The 19,922-nt window shown below is 62.6% G+C and carries 17 protein-coding genes and 1 tRNA gene; 10 read left to right on the forward strand and 8 right to left on the reverse strand.

The features are described 5' to 3' along the window. Positions 1–10: 10 nt before the first annotated feature. A complete protein-coding gene (flgL, locus tag UF78_RS00995) occupies positions 11–925 on the forward strand; it encodes a flagellar hook-associated protein FlgL (RefSeq protein ID WP_045160158.1) in 915 nt (304 codons plus the stop codon). A gap of 14 nt (positions 926–939) precedes the next feature. Next, positions 940–1,971 (forward strand): hypothetical protein, encoded by a 1,032-nt coding sequence (locus tag UF78_RS01000; RefSeq protein ID WP_045160159.1) that lies wholly within the window; start codon positions 940–942, stop codon positions 1,969–1,971. A 26-nt stretch (positions 1,972–1,997) separates the two neighbouring features. On the opposite strand, the gene UF78_RS01005 is transcribed toward UF78_RS01000, so the two are convergent. Further along, a complete protein-coding gene (locus UF78_RS01005) occupies positions 1,998–3,188 on the reverse strand; it encodes a lactonase family protein (RefSeq protein ID WP_196298624.1) in 1,191 nt (396 codons plus the stop codon). Positions 3,189–3,333: 145 nt separating this feature from the next. On the opposite strand from UF78_RS01005, the gene UF78_RS01010 reads away from it, so the two are divergent. The 4 genes from UF78_RS01010 to UF78_RS01025 all read left to right on the forward strand — a co-directional run bounded on the left by UF78_RS01010 (position 3,334) and on the right by UF78_RS01025 (position 5,959). Further along, complete coding sequence (locus UF78_RS01010; protein ID WP_230623561.1) at positions 3,334–3,696, forward strand: YciI family protein; 363 nt, start codon at positions 3,334–3,336, stop codon at positions 3,694–3,696. A 70-nt stretch (positions 3,697–3,766) separates the two neighbouring features. After that, positions 3,767–4,213: a YybH family protein gene (locus UF78_RS01015; protein ID WP_045160160.1), complete on the forward strand. Its 447-nt coding sequence runs from the start codon at positions 3,767–3,769 to the stop codon at positions 4,211–4,213. A 104-nt stretch (positions 4,214–4,317) separates the two neighbouring features. Continuing rightward, complete coding sequence (locus UF78_RS01020; RefSeq protein ID WP_045160161.1) at positions 4,318–4,674, forward strand: YciI family protein; 357 nt, start codon at positions 4,318–4,320, stop codon at positions 4,672–4,674. Between the two features lie 28 nt (positions 4,675–4,702). Further along, complete coding sequence (locus tag UF78_RS01025) at positions 4,703–5,959, forward strand: RNA polymerase sigma factor (RefSeq protein ID WP_045160162.1); 1,257 nt, start codon at positions 4,703–4,705, stop codon at positions 5,957–5,959. A 311-nt stretch (positions 5,960–6,270) separates the two neighbouring features. Here UF78_RS01025 and UF78_RS01030 read toward each other — a convergent pair whose 3' ends face one another. Together UF78_RS01030 and UF78_RS01035 are read right to left on the reverse strand one after the other, a co-directional pair. Continuing rightward, positions 6,271–7,632, reverse strand: coding sequence for a sigma-54-dependent transcriptional regulator (locus UF78_RS01030; RefSeq protein ID WP_045160163.1), 1,362 nt, complete (start codon positions 7,630–7,632; stop codon positions 6,271–6,273). Between the two features lie 27 nt (positions 7,633–7,659). After that, positions 7,660–9,423: a sensor histidine kinase gene (locus tag UF78_RS01035; RefSeq protein ID WP_045160164.1), complete on the reverse strand. Its 1,764-nt coding sequence runs from the start codon at positions 9,421–9,423 to the stop codon at positions 7,660–7,662. A 378-nt stretch (positions 9,424–9,801) separates the two neighbouring features. On the opposite strand from UF78_RS01035, the gene UF78_RS01040 reads away from it, so the two are divergent. Next, positions 9,802–11,289: a SulP family inorganic anion transporter gene (locus tag UF78_RS01040; RefSeq protein WP_045160165.1), complete on the forward strand. Its 1,488-nt coding sequence runs from the start codon at positions 9,802–9,804 to the stop codon at positions 11,287–11,289. 13 nt (positions 11,290–11,302) lie between these two features. After that, a complete protein-coding gene (locus tag UF78_RS01045; RefSeq protein WP_045160166.1) occupies positions 11,303–12,154 on the forward strand; it encodes a universal stress protein in 852 nt (283 codons plus the stop codon). A 292-nt stretch (positions 12,155–12,446) separates the two neighbouring features. Here UF78_RS01045 and cfaB read toward each other — a convergent pair whose 3' ends face one another. Then, the gene (gene cfaB, locus UF78_RS01050) at positions 12,447–13,628 is read right to left on the reverse strand and encodes a C17 cyclopropane fatty acid synthase CfaB (RefSeq protein WP_045160167.1); all 1,182 of its coding nucleotides are present in this window, start codon (positions 13,626–13,628) and stop codon (positions 12,447–12,449) included. A 1,263-nt stretch (positions 13,629–14,891) separates the two neighbouring features. Here cfaB and UF78_RS22795 point away from each other — a divergent pair. Together UF78_RS22795 and UF78_RS22800 are read left to right on the forward strand one after the other, a co-directional pair. After that, on the forward strand, positions 14,892–15,233 hold the full coding sequence (locus tag UF78_RS22795; RefSeq protein WP_155397579.1) for a hypothetical protein: 342 nt from the start codon (positions 14,892–14,894) through the stop codon (positions 15,231–15,233). 110 nt (positions 15,234–15,343) lie between these two features. Further along, positions 15,344–15,538: a hypothetical protein gene (locus UF78_RS22800; protein WP_155397580.1), complete on the forward strand. Its 195-nt coding sequence runs from the start codon at positions 15,344–15,346 to the stop codon at positions 15,536–15,538. A gap of 252 nt (positions 15,539–15,790) precedes the next feature. Here the strand turns inward: UF78_RS22800 and UF78_RS23260 are convergent, their stop codons facing one another. The 4 genes from UF78_RS23260 to selA form a co-directional block, all read right to left on the reverse strand. Then, the gene (locus UF78_RS23260; protein ID WP_102851770.1) at positions 15,791–15,925 is read right to left on the reverse strand and encodes a YHYH domain-containing protein; all 135 of its coding nucleotides are present in this window, start codon (positions 15,923–15,925) and stop codon (positions 15,791–15,793) included. Between the two features lie 176 nt (positions 15,926–16,101). Next, positions 16,102–16,197: transfer RNA gene (locus UF78_RS01055), tRNA-Sec, on the reverse strand. 41 nt (positions 16,198–16,238) lie between these two features. Then, positions 16,239–18,155, reverse strand: coding sequence for a selenocysteine-specific translation elongation factor (gene selB / locus UF78_RS01060; RefSeq protein WP_045160168.1), 1,917 nt, complete (start codon positions 18,153–18,155; stop codon positions 16,239–16,241). Next, a complete protein-coding gene (gene selA / locus UF78_RS01065; protein ID WP_045160169.1) occupies positions 18,152–19,561 on the reverse strand; it encodes an L-seryl-tRNA(Sec) selenium transferase in 1,410 nt (469 codons plus the stop codon). The genes selB and selA overlap by 4 nt, the downstream gene beginning before the upstream one ends. Between the last annotated feature and the right edge of the window lie 361 nt (positions 19,562–19,922).

A 19,922-nucleotide genomic window follows, 5' to 3' on the forward strand; every position in this document is an offset into this window, starting at 1 on the left:
GAAAGACACCATGCGTATCTCCAACGCCCAGATCACAGCCATGATGCACGGCTCGCTGAATACCAGCTCCGAGAAGCTCGGCAAGCTCATGCAGCAGATGGCCACCGGCGAGCGCATGCTGCTGCCCTCGGATGACCCGATCTCCGCCGTGCGCGTACTGCGCATCCAGCGCGAGGAAGCGACGCTAACGCAGTACCGCACCAACATTGCCAACGTCTCGGGCAACCTCTCCAAGCAGGAGGCCAACCTCAAGTCCGCCTCGGACACCATGCTCAACGTGCGCGACATGCTGTTGTGGGCGGCCAACGGCAGCAACACCAGCGATGACCTGGCGGCGATCGCCAATGAGCTGCAGAGCCTGGAGAAGACCATTCTCAGCTTCGCCAACGTGCGTGACGAAGAGGGCCGCTACCTGTTCTCCGGCACGCTCAGCGATCGCCCGGCGATCACCTTCGACGCGGCGACCGAGACCTACACCCTGACCGGCAACGACCAATACCGCCAGGCGGCAGTCGCCAATGGCGTGCTGGTCGATGAGAATGTCACCGCCGCGCAGGTGTTCGGCGCTGGCGTGGGCATGCTCAACGATCTCAATGCGCTGGTGAAAATGCTCGCCGACCCGGCGCTGGACGCAACCGATCCCGCGGTTCAGGCATCGGTTACCGCTACGTTGAACAGTCTCGACGCCACCCATGGCGACCTGCTCGGCGCGGTCACCGAGCTGGGCGGGCGGCAGAACACCCTGACCCTGCTGTCGAGCAGCAACGAGGACGTCTCGCTGGTAAACAAGAAGATCGAGGGCGAGCTTTCGCAGCTCGATTACGCGACGGCCAGCATCGACCTGAACAACTATCAGCTGTCGCTGCAGGCGACGCAGAAGACTTATTTGAAGATCAACGGGCTGTCGCTGTTCGGCATGCTCTGACCGAGGTAGCGTGAATGAAGATTGGCAAGCAGCTCCCGGCTGTTTCCGCAATCAACCCGCAGGAGCGCCGCGAGGCGTTGCTGCGCGATGCGCCCGCGCCGCTGCGCGCCGGTGTGCCGTCTGATGCGCCGCACACCGAGACGACTACCAGCAAGAGCACCAGCTTCAGCCTGCAGCTCAATCAACAACTGTCGTCGATGCAGTCGGCCGACAGCTATCTGGGCGACCTGCAGACGCGCCTGTCGCAACTCAAGCTCAACCTCAGTCGCCAGATCAGTTCGCCGCAGCCGAACGGTGAAGAAAGCATCCGCCAGGCGGTGCAGCAAGTCGGCGACTTGCTCAAGGAGCGCAGCCAGCGCTCCGGCAACTCCCTCGACGCCACGCTCAAGCTGCGGCTGACCGAGCCGGTGCGCAGCCGCTTCAGTCTGCAGGGGCTGGAATCGCTGGAGAAGATTCGCCAATCCGGCCGCGAAACATTGCTGTTCAGCGGCGGCCGTCAGTTGGCCGAACCGGTGGCGGTGGTGCTCGACGACGAGATGAGCGATGAGCAGATTCTGCGGCGCTTCAATGGCAGCCTGGGTCAGGCCGGCATCCGCGCCGAGCTGGATCAGCACGGCGATCTGAAGTTCTCCGCTCGTGAAGACGATTGGCACAAGCTCAAGGATCAACTGGCCGTGCAGGGCGAGGGCAAGCTATTTGACAAGGGCAAGTCCACGCGCGTGCAGAGCCAGGAAGAGCAGCTGCTGAGCTTTCCCGAAGAGCTGCAGTTGGGGTCCTTTCGCGAACTCCGTCGGCTGCTCGACTCGGTGGTCGCCGGGCTCGACAAGGTCACCGCACTACGCGAACAGCTGAGCCTCCGTCAGCAGGAAATTCGTGAGTTCCTGGCGCGCCAGGCGCATGCCGACGAAAAACAGTGGGCCTTGGACTTCTCTCGTTCGGTATTCAATCTGATGCAGCGCAGCCCCTCCAGCTACGCCGCCGTCACCCAGACGGTGGTGGCCCAAGCCACCATTGGCCGCTTCGCGGTGGTCAGCCTGCTCTCCTGATCGACCCCGCGCCGAACCCGCGTTGCTTAAAGCCTGCTGCGATCGATGAACTTCACATCCGAGGGGCGGCCCATCGGCAGCGTCTGCAGGGTATCGCCCAGCCTGCCGCTGTCGGGGTCGCGCTGCAGCACCACCAGGGCGTCGCTCTTCTGATTGGCAATGATCATGAATCGACCGCTCGGGTCGATGGCGAACTCGCGCGGCTCGCGGCCTTCGCTGGAACGCGCCTGAATCTCACGCAGGTTGGCGTTCTCCTCGATGGCATAGACCATGATGCGGTTCTTCTCGGCCCGGTCGCTCACGTACAGGAAGCGTCCGTCTGTTGAAGGATGGATGGCGCCCGGCGAATGCAGCTTGGGAGCATCACCAGCTGCCAGGTCGACCAATTGCCGCTGCACCAGGCCACCATCGACATGATCGAAGCGAGCCACCTGAGCGCTGAGTTCCAGCGTGGCGTAAGCCTGCAGGCCGTCCGGGCTGAACACCAGATGGCGCGGGCCGCTGCCCTCCGGCAGGGCGATGAATGCCGGATCAGCCGGCGACAGTGGCCGTTCTGCATTGGCCGGGTCGTAGCGGTAGACGAAGATCCTGTCGGCGCCCAAATCGCTGACGAACAGGGTCTTGCCGTCCGGCGACATCACCGCCGAATGCACATGCGCTGACTGTTGGCGCTCGGGGTGCACTTCGCTGGCCTGATGCGCGGCAATCTGGGTGACCGGCATGAGTGTCCCGTCCTTGGCCGTCGGCATCACGGCCAGGTTGCCGCCGGGGTTGGCGCTGGAGCCGTAATTAGAGACGAACAGGTAGCGCCCGTCGCGGCTGAGGCTCAGATGCGTCGGCTCGTCGCCGAGGGTCAGCTGCTGGGCCAGCGGCGATAGCTTGCCGCTGTTCGGCGCCATGATGAAGGCGCTCACCCGGCCCACCGGGTCGGGATGTCCCGGGCCGTTCTCGTTGGCCGCATAGAGCCGGTTGCGGTTCAGGTCCAGCGCCAGCCAGGACGGATTGTGACTGCGCACCACCTGCAGCGGTTGCGCTTCGATCTGGCCGCGCTCGGCGTCGAACTGCATGCGGTAGATGCCTTCGCTGTCACCTTCGCTGGTATAGCTACCGACGAGAAACTGGTACATGGGTGCTGCCGCTCCCGTGAGACTGAACGTCAGAAGCGCCGCGGCGATGCCGAGGCGTATGGGTGATGAACCCCGCGATGAACGGCGCATGGGTCGCTCCTGTATCGCTGAATGATTGAAGCCTGGAATCGCTTTGAGCGCGTCACACGAAAAAAATTTGCTACCGCTCGCCTGACGCTGTCGATTTCGTCGTTCCCCGTGCGACTAGGAGTTAAAGACAGGCGCAGGCGAGGGTATGGCGATGCGTTATTTATGCCTGGTTTATCTGGATGAAACCGCGCTGGCGGCAATGTCCGTCAATGCTCGGGCGGCGCTGGAGGCCGAGTGTCGGGACTACCGCGAAGGCCTGCTGCGCAGCGGCCGATTGATCGTTGGCGAAGCGCTGCAGTCGGCGCTCAGTACCACCACCCTGCGCGTACAAGGCGATCAGGTATCGCTGCACGATGGCCCGATCGCCGAAGGGCGCGAACAGCCCACAGCCATCTACCTGTTCGAGGCGACCGATCTCAACGACGCCATTCTGCTGGCTTCGCGCATTCCGCCCGTACGTCTGGGGTGCGCCGAAGTGCGGGCATTGCATTCGCGCTCGCCGCCATGACCCTTGTTCAATCGCAACCAAAGCGCTTTACCGTCATCACCCAGGTCCATCCCACCAAGAGGAAACGAAAATGAACACTGCAAGCGATATTCAGAACGGCGAAACCCGCATCCGTGAACTGATGGCCGAGTTCGAACAGCTGGTTGGCAGCAAGGATCTGGATCGGATCATGGCCCAGTATGCGTCCGACGTCGTGGCCTTCGATGCGGTCGGCGAACTGCAGTTCAAGGGCGCCGAAGCCTATCGCGCCCACTGGCAGCGCTGCTTCGACTTCTGCCAGGGCGAAGGCTTCTTCAAGATCGGCGACGTCGATGTCGTTGCCAACGGCGACCTCGCTTTCAGCTATTCGCTGAACCACTGTGGCGGCACCAACGAGAAAGGCGAGATGCAGACGGCCTGGATGCGTGGCACTCGCTGCTGGCGCCGGCAGGGCGGCGACTGGAAGGTCGTGCACGAGCATTTCTCGATGCCATTCGACATGGCCACTGGTCAGGCTTGCTTCGACGTCAAACCCTGAGTTGAACAGCGACTCATCTCGTGCAGCTGTTGCGTCGAGAAGCCCTCGTTCTTTCGCCGCCAGCTGCTAATGTTGTCGGTCTGCATGATGTGATGGAGAACAGCATGAAATACCTTTGCCTCGTCTACTACGACGAAAAGCGTGTGGATGCCATGACCGACGAGCAGTGGGCTGCGCTGGTCGACCAGTGCATGGCCAACAGTGAACGCCTGCACCAAAGTGGCCACTTCGTCGCTGGCGAGCCGCTGCAGTCGGTACGCACCGCCAAAACCGTGCGCGTACGCGAAGGCGCGGTCTCGGTGGTCGACGGCCCATTCGCCGAAACCCGCGAGCAGCTGGCCGGCTTCTATCTGCTAGAAGCGGCGGATTTCGACGAGGCGGTACAGCTGGCGGCGAAGATTCCACCGGCCACGCTGGGCAGTATCGAAGTGCGTCCGCTGCGCCAGCTGCCTGACCGTTGATGCACCCGGACGCGTTTGCGTGACGGCCATGTCGGACGGTGAAGCGGCAACCCAGCGGGCTGTCGAGGCTATCTACCGCAACGAGTCGCGACGTGTGCTGGCGACCCTGATCCGTCTGCTGGGCGACTTCGACCTGGCCGAGGAGGCGTTGCACGACGCCTTTTTCGCCGCTGTGCAGCAGTGGCCTCGTGACGGCATCCCGGCCAACCCGCGCGCTTGGCTGGTATCGGCCGGGCGCTTCAAGGCCATCGACGGCCTGCGTCGGCGGGCACGCTTCAATGCCTCGCTGAACCTGTTGGCCGATCAGCTGGACGCCGCAGAGGAGCCGGACTGGGATCACGACATGCTGGAGGACGATCGCCTGCGGCTGGTCTTCACCTGCTGCCACCCGGCCTTGCCTGACGATGCACAGGTGGCGCTGACCCTGCGCGAGGTCTGCGACCTGAAGACCGAGGAAATCGCCCGCGCCTTTCTCGCCTCGCCCAGCACCATCGCCCAGCGCATCGTGCGCGCCAAGCAGAAGATTCGTGATGCCGCGATTCCTTATCGTGTGCCTTCGCGCGAGGAATTGCCGGCGCGCCTGGATAACGTGTTGAGGGTGATCTACCTGGTGTTCAACGAGGGCTATTCGGCCTCAAGCGGTGCCGAGCTGACCCGTGCCAGCCTGAGTGCCGAGGCGATCCGGCTGGGCCGATTGTTGCTCGAGCTGCTGCCGGACCCGGAGCTGATGGGCCTGCTCGCGCTGATGCTGCTGCATGACTCGCGCCGCGCCGCGCGCACCGATGAGGCGGGTGAACTGGTGCGCCTCGACGATCAGGATCGCAGCCTGTGGGACCGGGCTCAGATCGAAGAGGGCTCGGCGCTGGTGCAACGCGCGCTGGCCTCGCGGCGTTTCGGCCCCTATACCTTGCAAGCTGCGATCGTCGCCGTGCATGCCGATGCGCCAAGCGCGGCGCAGACCGACTGGGCGCAGATCGTCGGGCTCTACGACGTGTTGTTGCGCGTCTGCCCTTCGCCGGTGATCGAATTGAACCGCGCGGTGGCAGTCGCCATGCGCGAAGGGCCCGAAACTGGCCTGAGGCTGATCGACGACCTGCTGGCCCGCGGGCAGCTTCAGGACTATCACCTGCTGCACTCGGCCCGTGCCGATTTTTGCCGCCGCCTCGGTCGCCTGGATGATGCGCGGAGCGCCTATCGGGACGCGTTGCAGTTGGCGCAACTGGAGCCGGAGCGGCGGTTTCTGCAGCAGCGCCTGGATGAGCTTGGATCCGGCCAGTCGCAGTAGGCTAACGCCCGCCGCCACCTAAAAGCATCGCCCTGCGATGAATGTCCGGGCCGCCGCCCTCCAAAAGCCTCGCCCCGGGTCGGGCCTCCCACGAAAGCGGCCGGCGCACGGCCCCTGCTTGTGTGGGAGGCGCGCCCCGCGGCGAATGCAGTCCTGTAGGGTGGGCCGGGTGGTGTTCCGCTTCAGCCCACCGCTTGCTTGCCGGAACTGCCTCATTCATGTTTCGCCCGTGCCTTGTCACCGAACTCTGGTGGGCTGAAGCCCACCCTACAAAAACCGGCATCGAGACTCGGAGCGCCGCCCGGCCATGATCAGCTGTCGGCGCTGCCCGTCGGCAGGTAATCGCTACGACTGAGGCCGTGACGTTGCATCTTTTCGTTGAGGGTGCGGCGTGGCAGCTGCAGCTGATTCATCACCTCGGCGATGTTGCCTTTGTGTTGCTGCAGGGCGCTGTGTAGGCATTGCGCTTCGAAGGCTTCCATCTGTTCGGCCAACGATGTACCGGCGCCCGCGGCCGGGACGCTGGCGTTCGCGGACGAGGGTGGTGTCAGACCCAGCGCATGGCGCTCGGCGGCGTTGATCAGCTCGCGCACGTTGCCCGGCCAATCATGGCTGAGCAGTTGCGCCAGCTCGCCTGGACTGGCCGGCACCGGGTCGCGGCCATGACGCTGGGCTGCCTGACTGGCGAAATGGTCGAACAGTAGCGGGATGTCTTCGCGACGATCACGCAGCGGCGGGATGTGCAGCTCGGCGACATTCAGGCGATACAGCAGATCCTCGCGGAAGCGCCCGCCACGCACTTCTTCGAGCAGGTCCGGCTTGGCCGCGCTGATTACCCGCAGGTCGACCTCGATGCTGCGGTTGGAACCGAGCCGCTCCAGGGTCTTTTCCTGCAGCACCCGCAGCAGCTTGACCTGCTGGGCCAGCGGCATGCTTTCGATCTCATCGAGAAACAGGGTACCGCCGTGGGCATGCTCGATCCGGCCGATGCGCTTGCCCTGGGCGCCGGTGAAGGCGCCGCTCTCATGGCCGAACAGCTCGCTTTCGAAGATGGTTTCCGGGATGGCCGCGCAATTCAGCGCCACGAAGGGGTTGCGTGCTCGCGGGCTGAAGTCGTGCAGGCAACGCGCTACCTGCTCTTTGCCGCTGCCGGTGTCGCCGCGAATCAGCACGTTGACGTTGGTGCCGGCCAGTTCCAACACTTGGCGCCGGAGGTGCTCCATGCCCCGCGAAACGCCCAGCAGCATGGATTCGATACGGCCCTTGCGGGTGAACTGCTCGCGCAGCTGACGGTTCTCGCAGACCAGCCGGCGCTTATCCTGGGCGCGGCGCACGCTGTCGAGCAGACGTTCCGGGGTGAAGGGTTTTTCAATGAAATCGTAGGCGCCCTGGCGCAGCGCTTGGACCGCCATCGGTACGTCGCCATGGCCGGTGACCATGATCACCGGCAGCTCCGGATCCAGCGCCACCAACCGCTCCAGCAGGCCGAGGCCGTCCAGGTCGGGCATGCGCACGTCACTGATCAGTACGCCGGGGAAGTCACGGTTGATCGACGCCAGCGCTTGCTCGGCGCTGGCGCAGGTGCGCACGCTGAAGCCAGACAGTTCCAGCCATTGCTGCACGGCCTGACGGATCGCCGCTTCGTCGTCGATGAAGATGACCTGACCGCTCATGTCTCACTCCTCTTGCGAGTTGCCAGTCTACTCGGCGGCGGCCTGTTCGGCTGCCGGCAGGTGCAGGACGAAGACGGCGCCGAGCGCATCGTTGTGTGCTTCCAGGTTGCCGCCGAGATCGCGCACGATGCCGTAGGAAACCGCCAACCCCAGGCCCAGCCCCTGGCCGACAGGCTTGGTGGTGAAGAAGGGCTCGAAGACCTGGTCCAGATGCTCACTGGCGATGCCGCCGCCGCTGTCGGCGACGCTCAGCGTCCAGCCCTGCCGGTCGCGGTGACCCTCGATGCGCAGCTGGCGGACCTGGCTACCCTGCATGGCGTCGAGCGCATTGGTCAGCAGATTGATCAACACCTGTTCCAGACGAATGCCATCGCCACTGACCCAGGCATCGGCCGGCACCTGACGCAGGACCTCGACGCTATCGTTGCGGATGCGCGGGCCGAGCAGTTGCAGAGCCTGTTCCAGCACCTCGGCCAGGCTCAGCCGTTGACGCAGACCGGCGGGACTCTTACGCGCGAAGGTCTTCAGATGACTGGTCAGTGCGGCCATTCGCTCGAGCAGGCCCTCAACTTGGCCGATGCCTTCGCGCACTGCGTCGGTGCGGCCGTTGTCGAGCAGCAATCGCTGGCTGGCCAGCTGCATGCGCAGGGCGGTCAGCGGCTGGTTGATTTCGTGGGCGAGGGCGGCGGACATCTGCCCCAGCGCCGCCATGCGTGCGGCATGTACCAGTTCATCCTGGGCGGTGCGCAGCTCTCGCGTGCGCGCCTCCACCAGGTGCTCCAGCTCGCTGCGGCTGCGCTGCTCGACGCGCCGGGTCTTGCGTCGCTGGGCCAGGTAAAGCAGCAGGAATGCCAGAGTCATCCACACGCCGGCCGCGGCCAGGCGATAGCTGCGCACGTTGGCGGCGATCAGTTGCGGTTCCTGCAACAGGTGCAGCGTCCAGTTTTCTTCGGGCAGCTGCAGGCGCTGCCAGAGGTAGTTGCGGCGACCGTCCGGGCCGTCCACCTGGCGCCGTTCGCTGTCTGCGGCGATGCGTTGCAGGCTGTGGTTGGGTAAGGGTTGCAGGTTCTGCTCGGCATAGCGGCGCGCGGCGACCAGCTGCGCGCGTACCGTTTCGTCGAGCGGGCGCAGGTAGCGGAAACGCCAGGCGGGGCGGTTGGTAAGGATGACGATATCCAGCGAGTCGGCAATCAGCAGAATGCCCGACTGCCCGACCCACTCGCGCTGCATGTCCTCCAATTCGAGCTTGACCACCAGCACGCCGATCACCTCGCCGGCGCTGTTCTTCACCGAACTGGACAGGAAGTAGCCGGGGATGCCGGTGGTCACGCCGACAGCGAAGTAACGCCCGGAGTCGTTTTTCAGCGCATCGAGAAAATAGGGGCGGAAGGCGTAGTTGTTGCCGACGAAGCTGGTCCAGTCGCGCCAGTTGCTGGCGGCGAGGGTTTCGCCGCGGCGATCGAGCAGATAAAGCACCGAGGAGCCTGCCGCCTCGTTCTGTTGCTCCAGGCGCTGGTTCAACAGCTCCCGCAGGGCCTGATCGCCAGGGTTGTTCAACAGCTCTTGGATATCGCTGTCCAGTGCAAGCAATGCCGGCACCGAGCGAAAGCGCTCGACCTGGGTGTGGATCGCCTGTGCGTACAACTCCAGCTGCCCACGTGCCTCCTGGCTGCGCTCGGCCCAGGCGCGACGCTCGGCAATCTGCCCGGCCCAATACATGCTGAGCAGCAAGCCGACGAGGATCAACAAGACGATCAGGGCAACGTGGTGACGGCTGGAGTGGACAGGCATGGCGGGCTCGCTGTGGGGATTTCGCATGGTAAGCCAAAGTGCCTGCAGGGTGGTTTGCCGAGTCAGCTAGCGGCTATCGATGGTCAGGCGCGGTCGCGGTGACGGGCGGGTTTCGGTATGCTTGCCGACCCTTTCGGCGCCTTCCAGCGCCAAGACTCGTATGAAATGGTTGATTCCATGACCTGGCTGCCTAGTCCGCCTTAGCGCAACGTCCCTCTGCCTGGCTGCGACCGCCTGTCATAGCGGGGTCGCGTTCTGCCGTGCGCCCACACCTCGTGTGCGTGGATCGCACCCATACTCGAATTTGAAAACTGGTCTCGTTTCAGCCTTGCTTGCCATACCCGGTCTGGCGGCGATGCCTTTGCTCTGGAAATTCCGATGCTCCATTCGATCAAGCAAAACTGGTTCTGCAATATTCGTGGCGACGTGCTTTCCGGTCTCGTCGTCGCCCTGGCGCTGATCCCTGAAGCGATCGCCTTTTCGATCATCGCCGGCGTCGACCCGCGGGTCGGTCTCTATGCGTCATTCTGCATCGCGGTAGTGATCGCCTTCGCCGGCGGTCGCCCCGGCATGATCTCCGCTGCGACCGGTGCCATGGCGCTGCTGATGGTGACGCTGGTGCGCGAGCATGGCCTGCAATACCTGCTGGCCGCATCCCTGCTCTGCGGGGTACTGCAGATCGGCGCTGGCTACCTGCGGCTCGGCTCGCTGATGCGCTTCGTCTCGCGCTCGGTGGTCACCGGCTTCGTCAATGCCCTGGCGATCCTGATCTTCATGGCGCAGCTGCCGGAACTGACGAACGTCACCTGGCACGTCTATGCCATGACCGCCGCCGGCCTCGGCATCATTTACCTGTTCCCCTATGTGCCGAAGGTGGGCAAGGTCATCCCCTCACCCCTGGTGTGCATCCTCACGTTGACCGCAGTGGCCATGTACCTGGGGTTGGACATCCGCACTGTCGGCGACATGGGCGATCTGCCCGATACGCTGCCTGTTTTCCTCTGGCCGGAAGTCCCGCTGACATTCGAAACCCTGCAAATCATCTTCCCGTACTCCGCCGCGCTGGCCGTGGTCGGTCTGCTGGAGTCGCTGATGACCGCCACCATCGTCGATGACCTGACCGATACCGGCAGCGACAAGAACCGCGAGTGCAAAGGGCAGGGGGTCGCCAACATCGTCTCCAGCCTGTTCGGCGGCATGGCCGGTTGCGCGATGATCGGTCAGTCGGTGATCAACGTGAAATCGGGCGGTCGCACTCGTCTGTCGACGCTGATCGCTGGCCTCGTGCTGCTGCTGATGGTGGTGTTTCTCAGTGACTGGGTCGGCCAGATCCCTATGGCCGCGCTGGTGGCGGTGATGATCATGGTGTCCATCGGCACCTTCAGCTGGGATTCGCTGCGCAACCTCAAGCGTTATCCGCTCTCGACCAACATCGTGATGGTGGTCACGGTGGCGGTCGTGGTCTTGACTCATAACCTGGCCTACGGCGTGCTGGCGGGTGTGCTGCTGGCGGCGATGTTCTTCGCCAACAAGGTCGGCCATTACCTCGACATCCGCTCGGAGCTGGATGGCGACGGCAGTGGTCGAACCTATCGGGTGATCGGGCAGGTGTTCTTCAGCTCCTCGGACAAGTTCACCGCCGCCTTCGATTTCAAAGAAGCGCTTTCACGGGTCACTATCGACCTCAGTCAGGCGCACTTCTGGGACATCACCGCCGTAACCGCACTGGACAAGGTGGTGCTCAAGTTCCGTCGTGAGGGCACCGAAGTCCAGGTGCTGGGTCTGAATGAGGCGAGCGCGACGATCGTCGACCGCTTCGGGGTGCACGATAAACCCAATGCTATCGACAGCCTCATGGGCCACTGACAGGGAGAACGACATGAACCAGGTTATGGCTTGCATTGACGGTTCACCGCAAGCGTCAGCCGTGTGCGATTGCGCGGCATGGGCCAGTCGGCAGCTGGATGCGCCACTGACCCTGCTGCACGTGCTCGACCAGCAGCAGTACCCGGCGACCGGCAACCTCAGCGGCATCATCGGCCTTGGCAGCCGTGAATACTTGCTCGAGGAACTGGCCGCGCTGGATGAGAAGCGCAGCAAGCTGGCGCTCGAAGAAGGACGAATGATGCTCGACGCTGCCCGGCAGCGTGTGATTACCGCGGGTGTCGAGCAACCGGACGTGCGCCAACGCCACGGCGATCTGGTCGAAACGTTGCACGACCTTGAACCGGATATCCGGCTGCTGGTGATCGGCAAGCAGGGCGAAGACAGCGGCAGCGACCTGCAACTGATCGGCAGCCAGCTCGAAAGCGTGATCCGCACTCTGCACCGGCCCATTCTGGTGACCCCGGCCGACTTCAGTGTGCCCACGAGCGTCATGCTGGCCTTCGACGGCAGCGCCACCACCCGCAAGGGCGTCGAGATGCTCGCCTCAAGCCCGCTGTTCAAGGGGATTCCGATTCATCTGGTGATGGTCGGCGATGACACCACTGATAGCCGTGCGCTGCTCGAATCCGCCCGCGATTCGCTGGCTGCGGCGGGATTTGAGGTGCACATCGCCATCCGCGCCGGGGAAGTCGAGCCGGTGCTGCATGCCTACCAGGCCGAGTATCAGGTCGGCCTGCTGGTGATGGGCGCCTATGGTCACTCGCGGATTCGCCAGTTCCTCGTCGGCAGCACCACCACCCAAATGATCCGCTCGACCACCACACCGCTGCTGTTGCTGCGCTGATAGAGGCGACCCGCGGGCGGGCTGGTCAGTAGGGACCGCTTCGCCCCGGGGGCGGTCCCACAGCAGCCCCAAGCGCCCCATGAAGCTCCGTGGGAGGCGCGACCCCGCGCCGAATGAGCCCCGCCGCCCAGCTCAACGGTTTTAACCGCAGTGGTTGTATGCAGTGGAGAAACCGCTTCGCCCCGAGGTCGGGGCTCCCACAGCACCTCCAGGCACCACTCGAATCTCCGTGGGAGGCGCGACCCCGCGCCGAATGGGCTTGGGGCTCATTCGCCCTCTACGGCTCGCTCGCCTAGCGATACAGGTCCGCCCGCGACCAAGGCAGTTCATGGGAACCATCCGGCAAGGGCTTGCTCGCCAGAATCTGGTGCAGGTTGATCCAGTTGCGGCGGAAGCCATAGGCACAGCCCGCGAGATAGACCCGCCAGATGCGCAGCGCCCGCTCTGGCACCATCCGCTGGGCTTCGGCCAGATTCTTCTCCAAGCGTTCGCTCCAGAACTGCAACGTGCGCGCGTAGTGCAGGCGCAGACTCTCCACGTCGACGATTTCCAGCCCCGATTCGCTGATGCAGGCGCCGATCTTAACCAGGTGAGGTAGCTCGCCATGGGGGAACACGTAGCGGTCAATGAACTCGCCCGCGCCGTGAGCCACTGGCCGGCCGTCGAGATGCCGCGAAGTGATGCCGTGGTTGAGTACCAGCCCGCCCGGGCGCACCACATCCGACAGCTGCTTGCAGTACAGCGGCATATTGGCGTGCCCCACGTGCTCGAACATGCCCACACTCACCACCTTGTCGAACTGGCCATCCCGGGGCAGATCGCGGTAATCCATCAGCTCGAGCGTCACCTGCCCCTCGAGCCCCTCGGCGGTGACGCGCTCGCGGCCGAGCTTGAGCTGCTCGCGGCTGAGCGTGATGCCGAATACCTGGGCACCGAATTCACGCGCCGCGAAGCGCGCCAACCCACCCCAGCCGCAGCCGACATCGAGCAGGCGATCACCCGGTTTCAGCCGTAACTTGCGGCACAAGTGCCGCAGCTTGGCCTGCTGCGCCTGATCGAGATCTTCCGTGCCGGTCTCGAAGTAGGCACAGGAATAGACCATGTCGCGGTCGAGCCAGAGTTGATAGAACTCGTTGGACAGGTCGTAGTGATAGGAAATGGCCTCGGCGTCGGTGGCCTTGTCATGCGCCTCGCGAGTCGGCAGCGCGGAGTGCTCTTCACCCAGGGCGCTGGTGATTTCATCGCCGATGCGAATGATTTCGTCCAGCGGCCCGTGCAGGTCGATCTGACCCTCCACATAGGCACCGCCGAGCAAGTCGAGGCTGGGATGTGCGAGTTGCGGCACGAGGCTGGGGTCCTTGATCTCCAGCGTTACGGAAGGGGCCGGGCCTATGTCGATCTCGTTGCCATCCCAAAGCTTCAGGCGCAACGGAAGTTCCAGCTCCTTCAAGGTCGGAAGTAATGCGGCCAACATACTCGATCTCCTGAATGTCACGTGCATGGAATCCTAGACCAGCTTTTTCACGCTTGCGCTCGATCGGCCGATGGCTTTTGTCTATCAGTCCGATTGAATATTTGCTGGCAGGGCGCAGGAAAGGGCTGGCGCCGTGATCAAGCGCTGGCGTATGCAGGTTCCGGATACAAGGCGAGGGAAGCGCTTGGGAGCCAGGACGAAATGGCGGAAGGCAGTGGAGTCGAACTCGTTTTTTTGGGCCACCAGTGACTGGCAATCTTCGGCTTTGCTAGGCCTACCGCTTGCGCATGCCCGCTTTGTTCCACTCTAGACGGCAGTGATTTCGACACTTTATCGACACGGCAAGGATGAAAAGGGTGCTCAAGGTCGCACGCGGTGCAACCTATGGATTGGGTACAATTTCAGGCTTCTCGAAGCTGGTGTATAAACATCCTTCCTTCCTGAGAAGACCGGAACGAGGGCCTAGGAAGAGAATCGGACGGGTTTTTATACACCAAGCCAATTCGGCGTCTTATACACCAGTTAGTGTCTAATTATAGTTAGGTATCTTCGATGGCACAGCGAAAAGATACAGGCCTGATAATGATTGCAGGAGCATTACTCTTGTCAGGCTCCTATATCTTGACAAAGGCAATCCAAGGAAATGGATCCACAATAATATCAAGCAGGATTCTTAACTCCGCACCAACAAACCCAGAAACTAGCATGCTTGCCGCAATAACAATAATAGCAGTCGGCTTATTTGTTTTTTACAAGGCATGAAAATCAGGCAATACCTAACAATGCGCTCAACAATCGCTCACTTCGCCCGCTGGACAGCCAAAAGCTTCGCTTTTGTCTGCCTGTTAGCTAATCGTTATGTTCCTAATCAAGGAATCGTCAAAATGGAAGCTGAAGATTTCTCCAAAGAAACATCCATTAAAAATAACCCTCGGCCACCTGCTTCTTGCCTGGGAGGTCTTGTCTGATAAATTCTCAGACTTGCATTCTCACAAAGATCTTTCAGAAGAAGAACGCAGAGCCATTGGGGTTTAGCGGACTTGCTTGAAAACTCCTTGGCCGAAAACGGCGTCACTAAAAGGCCTCAAGCAGAATGGACGGTGCTTATCAGCAGAGCGAAGGAGTATATGAAGGCTGTCCCTGTTGATTTCCTTGAATAGGCTCGTGTCGTGACTAGCAGTTAGTTCAAATTGTTCGCTTCGCTCACTAGACTGGCAATGGCTACGCTTTTGCTCGCCTGTAGCTTAATCTTTAGGCACTAGCATGAAACTCGAGTTTCACCTTGAGGCTGTAATCACTGAGACACCTGAGCGCTTGTTAATAGGTGATCTTGCGCCTTTAGGAAAAGATAAACTGAATGCCATGCTGCGAGGGTTATTGGCATACGAGATGCGTGCTAATCTCAGCTCTGAGCACCAGAACCTTTACCCTTACCTAGAGCGACTTCAGTCTAGACGACTTGAAGTTGCCAAACGCTTTGTAGAGTTAGGCGGCATAGTAAGTGCTGTAGTTCTCACAGGTTCGTTGCCGGAATGGTCTTCGGAAGAGCGACCTCCAGTTGCGAGTCTGGTCAAAACTAAAGGGCACCAGTTATACAATGCATAACGGTTCGCTCATATCGCTCACTTCGTTTGCTGGGTCGGGGATAATCTTCACCCTTAACATCGCTAGGTTTGGATATTTAAATGACAGTTGACAGAGCGGGACAATTAATAATGAGCGCACTAGCTGTAGTTTTGTTTTTGCCTGTACCTGTTAGCTATTTATCAAATCGTGAAGTGCCGGTAGTGCTGCAGATAATCTTGGTGATTTTAGCCATGACTTTGTTGCTTGCCGCTTGGGCAACATCACCAAGGTTCAGGGAAAATTTGCTTGCGGAGCTTCCTTCCTTGGTTATTTCCAGGGGGTAGATAGTTGCCTAACAGTAATTCAAGCCGTCCGCTTCGATCACTGGGATTGGCTAAGGCGGCAACATCCTGACCCTGCAAAAGGTCCTGGGCCACGCCTCGCTGAACATGACCATGCGCTACGCGCACTTGGCACCGGACTACCTGAAGGACGTCATCACGCTCGGACCCATTCGGGGTTTTCGACACTTCTACGTTGGGCAAACCTGCGACAGAACCTAGAACCCCGCCAAGACGGGGCACAAGCATCAATGCTTAGTGGCAGTGGTAGTCGCCGGTCTTGTGATTGCGATGGCAACCTTTGGAGTCTGTACCGCCACTGTGGGCGAACGCGGACGCGGAGGTTACTGCAATCAAAGCAGCGATGATCACGGCAGAAATCTTCTTCATTTTTGGTGCTCCGTCTTGCTGGCATGTCAGCGTGATATCAAAGTGATATCTAGGCGCATGATGCTCTTGCCAGTAAGGGAAGTCGCCAATTTTCGACACTTCTTCGACATCCAAGGCAAGGCCGCTCCGGTCGAGTAGCTGGAGGCCGCATAGCCTGGGGCTTTCAGAGCGGGAATTGGCGGAAGGCAGTGGGAGTCGAACCCACCCGGGGACGGCTGCCGCCCCCAACCGGGTTTGAAGCCCGGCCGCACCACCGGGTGCGATTGCCTTCCAACGCGTGCCCGGGTGGGCAGGGTTGGAGTGAGTTGGCAGCCTACCTGAGCTCGGCGTCCGAGGCCAAGGCGCTGTCGCGTCGCACCTTGCGTTCGTTGCCGAAGCGGCGGGTGAGGCCGATGCGGTCGAAGTGTTCGAGCAGCTGGATGCTGCGTTTGCGGCCTAGCTGGACCTGGTCGCGGAAGGCGGCGGCGCGGATTACTCCAGATTGGCGTTCCATCTCCAATACCTGGTTGGCCAGCTGGCGAATGGTCGCGTCGGGATAGAAGAGGTCCTTGACGACCTGTTGCAGCTCGCCGATGCGCGACAGTTTGCGCAGCAGATGACGAACCCGCTCCTCTTCGACGTCCAGTGCGCTGGCCAGGTCGCGCACCCAAGGCGGGTTGAAGCGGGCCGCTTCGAGCAATGGCCATAGTCGGGCCTTGAGGACTTCTTCTTCTTCATTCAGGTGTATTCGGTGCCCGGGCAGGTGCAGCCAGGGACCGCTGGCTTCGATCATGCCGGCTGCCAGTGCCTGGTCCAGCACGGCGAGATAAATAGCTCGCTCCAGCTGGGGCAAGGCGTAACGGCGAAGACGGTCGCGATCCGGGCCGAGTTCGTCCGGTTGGCTTTCATGGAAGCGCTGCAGGGAGGCTGCCAGGCTTTGCCCGAGGTAGTCCCAGGTGCCGCGCTCGAATAGCCGCGGGCCCAGCCGAGTGGAGATTTCCAGCGCTTCGTCGGGTAGGCGCCAGGTATGCCGTGGCCGATTGAACTGACGCTCCAGCAGGGCCGGCTCCAGGCCATTGAGGGCGCTCGGCAGTAAGGCCGGGAGGATATCTTCGAGTGTGTCGCCGCTCAGCGCGCGCAGCACGGCCAGGCGTGCATGACGATGTCGGTTGCGTGGCGGGGCGAAGGGATCGAGCACCCGTCCGCCGCCCAGGGTTCGCTGGGCGGACTGGTCGCGCAGTACCACGCGATCGCCGTGCACGGCATGCGCCGGCGCATCGAGCAGTAATTGCGCATGAACGTGACCGCCGGGCGCTAGGCATTCGCCTTCCAGCAGCGCGATGCGGCCGGTAACATCCTGCGCGCCGAGGTGAATGTGTACCGGCGTCCAATGACGCAGGTCACGGGTTTCGCTGGGCAACAGGCTGAATTCGATGTCGAGGCGTCGGGTCGCGGCCTGCAGTTCGGGCGTCACCAGCCAGTCGCCGCGGCTGATCTGCTCTACGGCTAGACGGTCGCCGGCGAGGTTCAGGGCTACGCGCTGGCCCGCTCGCGCCTGCTCGCAGACCTGATTCTGGGCATGTAACCCGCGCACCCGAACCGTGCGCCCGGCCGGACTAAGAGACAGCTCGTCACCGACGCTGACGTGTCCGGCGAAAGCCGTACCGGTGACCACCACACCGGTGCCGGTGACGCTGAAGGCACGGTCGATGGCCAGACGGAAATGGCCGTCTTCGCGGCGCGCGCGTACTGCGGCGGCCTGTTCTACCAGTGCCGAACGAAGCGCGTCGATGCCCTCGCCGGTGATGCTGGAGACTGGGAAGACTGGCGCTCCAGCCAGCGGCCCGGGTTGCAGCAGCGATTCGATCTGAGCGCTCACTTGGGCGATGCGAGGTGCTTCGACCCGATCGATCTTGGTCAGCGCGACCAGGGCGCAGCGAATGCCCAGCAGCTCTATGATGGCCAGATGTTCGCGGGTCTGTGGCATCACGCCGTCGTCGGCCGCCACTACCAGCAACACGCAATCGATGCCGCAGGCTCCGGCCAACATGTTGTGCACGAAGCGCTCGTGGCCGGGCACGTCGATGAATCCGGTGAGGTCCGCCTCGCCGAGGGACGCGTACAAGTAGCCAAGGTCGATGGTGATGCCGCGCTGACGCTCTTCGCGACGACGGTCGCCCTGCTGGCCGGTGAGCGCCTTGAGCAAGGCCGTCTTGCCATGGTCGATATGACCGGCTGTGCCGATGATCATGACGCCAGTTCCCGTTGCAGGTGGGGCAGCTGCTCAAGCAGGGCCGGCTCGTCGTCCAGCTGGCGCAGGTCGAGCCAGAGTGCGTCGTCGGCAACTCGGCCCAGAATCGGGATTGGCAGGCAGCGCAACGCCTCTTCGAGCTGGCGCAGGCTACGGCCGCGTAGGCGCCTGGGCTGCTGCGGGCGGATGCACAGCGCAGCGCTCGGCAGGCGTGCTACCGGCTGTGCGCCGCTGCCGATCATGCCCAGCGCATCGCTCACGGCGACCTGCCAGTGTTCGCCAAGCGCAGTCGTCAACGCCGGCGCGAGCCGTTCGGCCTGTGTGCGGATGTCTGCCTGTGGGCGGCTCAGCAGGCGCAGGCTGGTCAGGCGCTCACCAAGGCGATCGGGGTCGCGGTAGAGGTTGAGCACTGCTTCGAGCGCCGCCAGGGTCAGCTTGTCGACACGCAGGGCGCGCTTGAGTGGATTCTTCTTGATCTTGCCGATCAGCTCGCGGCTGCCGACAATCAGCCCCGCCTGTGGACCACCGAGCAGCTTGTCGCCGCTGAAGGTGACGATGTCAGCGCCGTCGCGCAAGGCTTCCTGCACGGTGGGCTCTTTCGGCAATCCCCAGCGCGACAGGTCGACCAGGCTGCCGCTGCCCAGGTCTTCGAGCAGCGGCAGGCCATGGGCGCGCGCGATGGCGGCCAGTTCGGCCGTGGCGACGCTGCTTGTGAAGCCTTGCACGCTGTAGTTGCTGGTGTGCACGCGCATCAGCAGGCCGCTGCGCGGGTTGATCGCGGCCTCGTAATCCTTGGCGTGGGTGCGGTTGGTGGTGCCCACTTCGTGCAGCTTCACGCCGGCGCGGGCCATGATGTCAGGAATGCGAAAGGCGCCACCGATCTCGATCAGCTCTCCGCGGGAAATGATCCCTTCCTTGCGCGCGCCAAGGCTGTTCAGCGCTAGCAGCACGGCAGCGGCATTGTTGTTCACCACCGTGACGGCTTCGGCGCCGGTGAGCTCGCGGATCAGCCCTTCGATCAGGTCGTCGCGGTCGCCGCGCTTTCCGCTGGCCAAATCGAACTCCAGATTCAGTGGATAGCGCGCCGCCAGGGTAATCGCCTCGATGGCTTCGTCCGGTAACAGGGCGCGGCCAAGGTTGGTGTGCAGTACGGTGCCGGTCAGGTTGAACACACGGCGTACGCGGCTGCGATGCTGGTTGGCCAGGCGCTCACCGGCACGACCGGCGAGCACTGCTTCGGACAGCTCCAGCGCGGCGAGCTGGCCCTGGCGAGCCGGTTCACGCAGCTCGTCGAGCAGGTCGCGCAGGGTGCCGAGCAGCGCTTCGCGGCCGTAGCGCTGGTGTAACGGCTCGCAAGCGGGTGCGCGCAGCAAACGGTCGACCGAAGGCAGACGAACACTGCTCATAGCTGAGGACCCGGATTGCGATTCGGTGAGGAAAGGGCAGTGGGTGCGCGAGTCGTGCCGACGGCGCTGAACCCTGTTGCGAGGTTGCCTGGCACGCAGGACTCCATTCTTTTTCTACTTCGCGATCTGAATAGACGCTTAATTCTTCGCAGGGTTCAGCTCAGCCCGCCGGGAAGTTGCATCGGCCTGTTTCAAAGCAGATGAGCGAATTCGGTAAGTTTAACTGTGCAACGATCCTGTCTAACCCATGCGCCATGTTGCTGGATGGAGCGTCCCGTTTGTTAAACGCTGGGGATGAATCCAGCGAGCCCTTTTGCCGCTCGCTGCCGCCGGGCTTCGGTCGTCATACCGAATCAAGCAG

The organism is Stutzerimonas stutzeri (assembly GCF_000952685.1).
Taxonomy (GTDB): Bacteria; Pseudomonadota; Gammaproteobacteria; order Pseudomonadales; family Pseudomonadaceae; genus Stutzerimonas; species Stutzerimonas stutzeri_E.

Coding starts and splice junctions, on each gene's coding strand:
- flgL (WP_045160158.1), top strand. CDS start 11: ATGCGTATCTCCAACGCCCAGATCACAGCCATGATGCACGGCTCGCTG.
- UF78_RS01000 (WP_045160159.1), top strand. CDS start 940: ATGAAGATTGGCAAGCAGCTCCCGGCTGTTTCCGCAATCAACCCGCAG.
- UF78_RS01005 (WP_196298624.1), bottom strand. CDS start 3,188: ATGCGCCGTTCATCGCGGGGTTCATCACCCATACGCCTCGGCATCGCC.
- UF78_RS01010 (WP_230623561.1), top strand. CDS start 3,334: ATGGCGATGCGTTATTTATGCCTGGTTTATCTGGATGAAACCGCGCTG.
- UF78_RS01015 (WP_045160160.1), top strand. CDS start 3,767: ATGAACACTGCAAGCGATATTCAGAACGGCGAAACCCGCATCCGTGAA.
- UF78_RS01020 (WP_045160161.1), top strand. CDS start 4,318: ATGAAATACCTTTGCCTCGTCTACTACGACGAAAAGCGTGTGGATGCC.
- UF78_RS01025 (WP_045160162.1), top strand. CDS start 4,703: ATGTCGGACGGTGAAGCGGCAACCCAGCGGGCTGTCGAGGCTATCTAC.
- UF78_RS01030 (WP_045160163.1), bottom strand. CDS start 7,632: ATGAGCGGTCAGGTCATCTTCATCGACGACGAAGCGGCGATCCGTCAG.
- UF78_RS01035 (WP_045160164.1), bottom strand. CDS start 9,423: ATGCCTGTCCACTCCAGCCGTCACCACGTTGCCCTGATCGTCTTGTTG.
- UF78_RS01040 (WP_045160165.1), top strand. CDS start 9,802: ATGCTCCATTCGATCAAGCAAAACTGGTTCTGCAATATTCGTGGCGAC.
- UF78_RS01045 (WP_045160166.1), top strand. CDS start 11,303: ATGAACCAGGTTATGGCTTGCATTGACGGTTCACCGCAAGCGTCAGCC.
- cfaB (WP_045160167.1), bottom strand. CDS start 13,628: ATGTTGGCCGCATTACTTCCGACCTTGAAGGAGCTGGAACTTCCGTTG.
- UF78_RS22795 (WP_155397579.1), top strand. CDS start 14,892: ATGAAACTCGAGTTTCACCTTGAGGCTGTAATCACTGAGACACCTGAG.
- UF78_RS22800 (WP_155397580.1), top strand. CDS start 15,344: ATGAGCGCACTAGCTGTAGTTTTGTTTTTGCCTGTACCTGTTAGCTAT.
- UF78_RS23260 (WP_102851770.1), bottom strand. CDS start 15,925: ATGAAGAAGATTTCTGCCGTGATCATCGCTGCTTTGATTGCAGTAACC.
- selB (WP_045160168.1), bottom strand. CDS start 18,155: ATGATCATCGGCACAGCCGGTCATATCGACCATGGCAAGACGGCCTTG.
- selA (WP_045160169.1), bottom strand. CDS start 19,561: ATGAGCAGTGTTCGTCTGCCTTCGGTCGACCGTTTGCTGCGCGCACCC.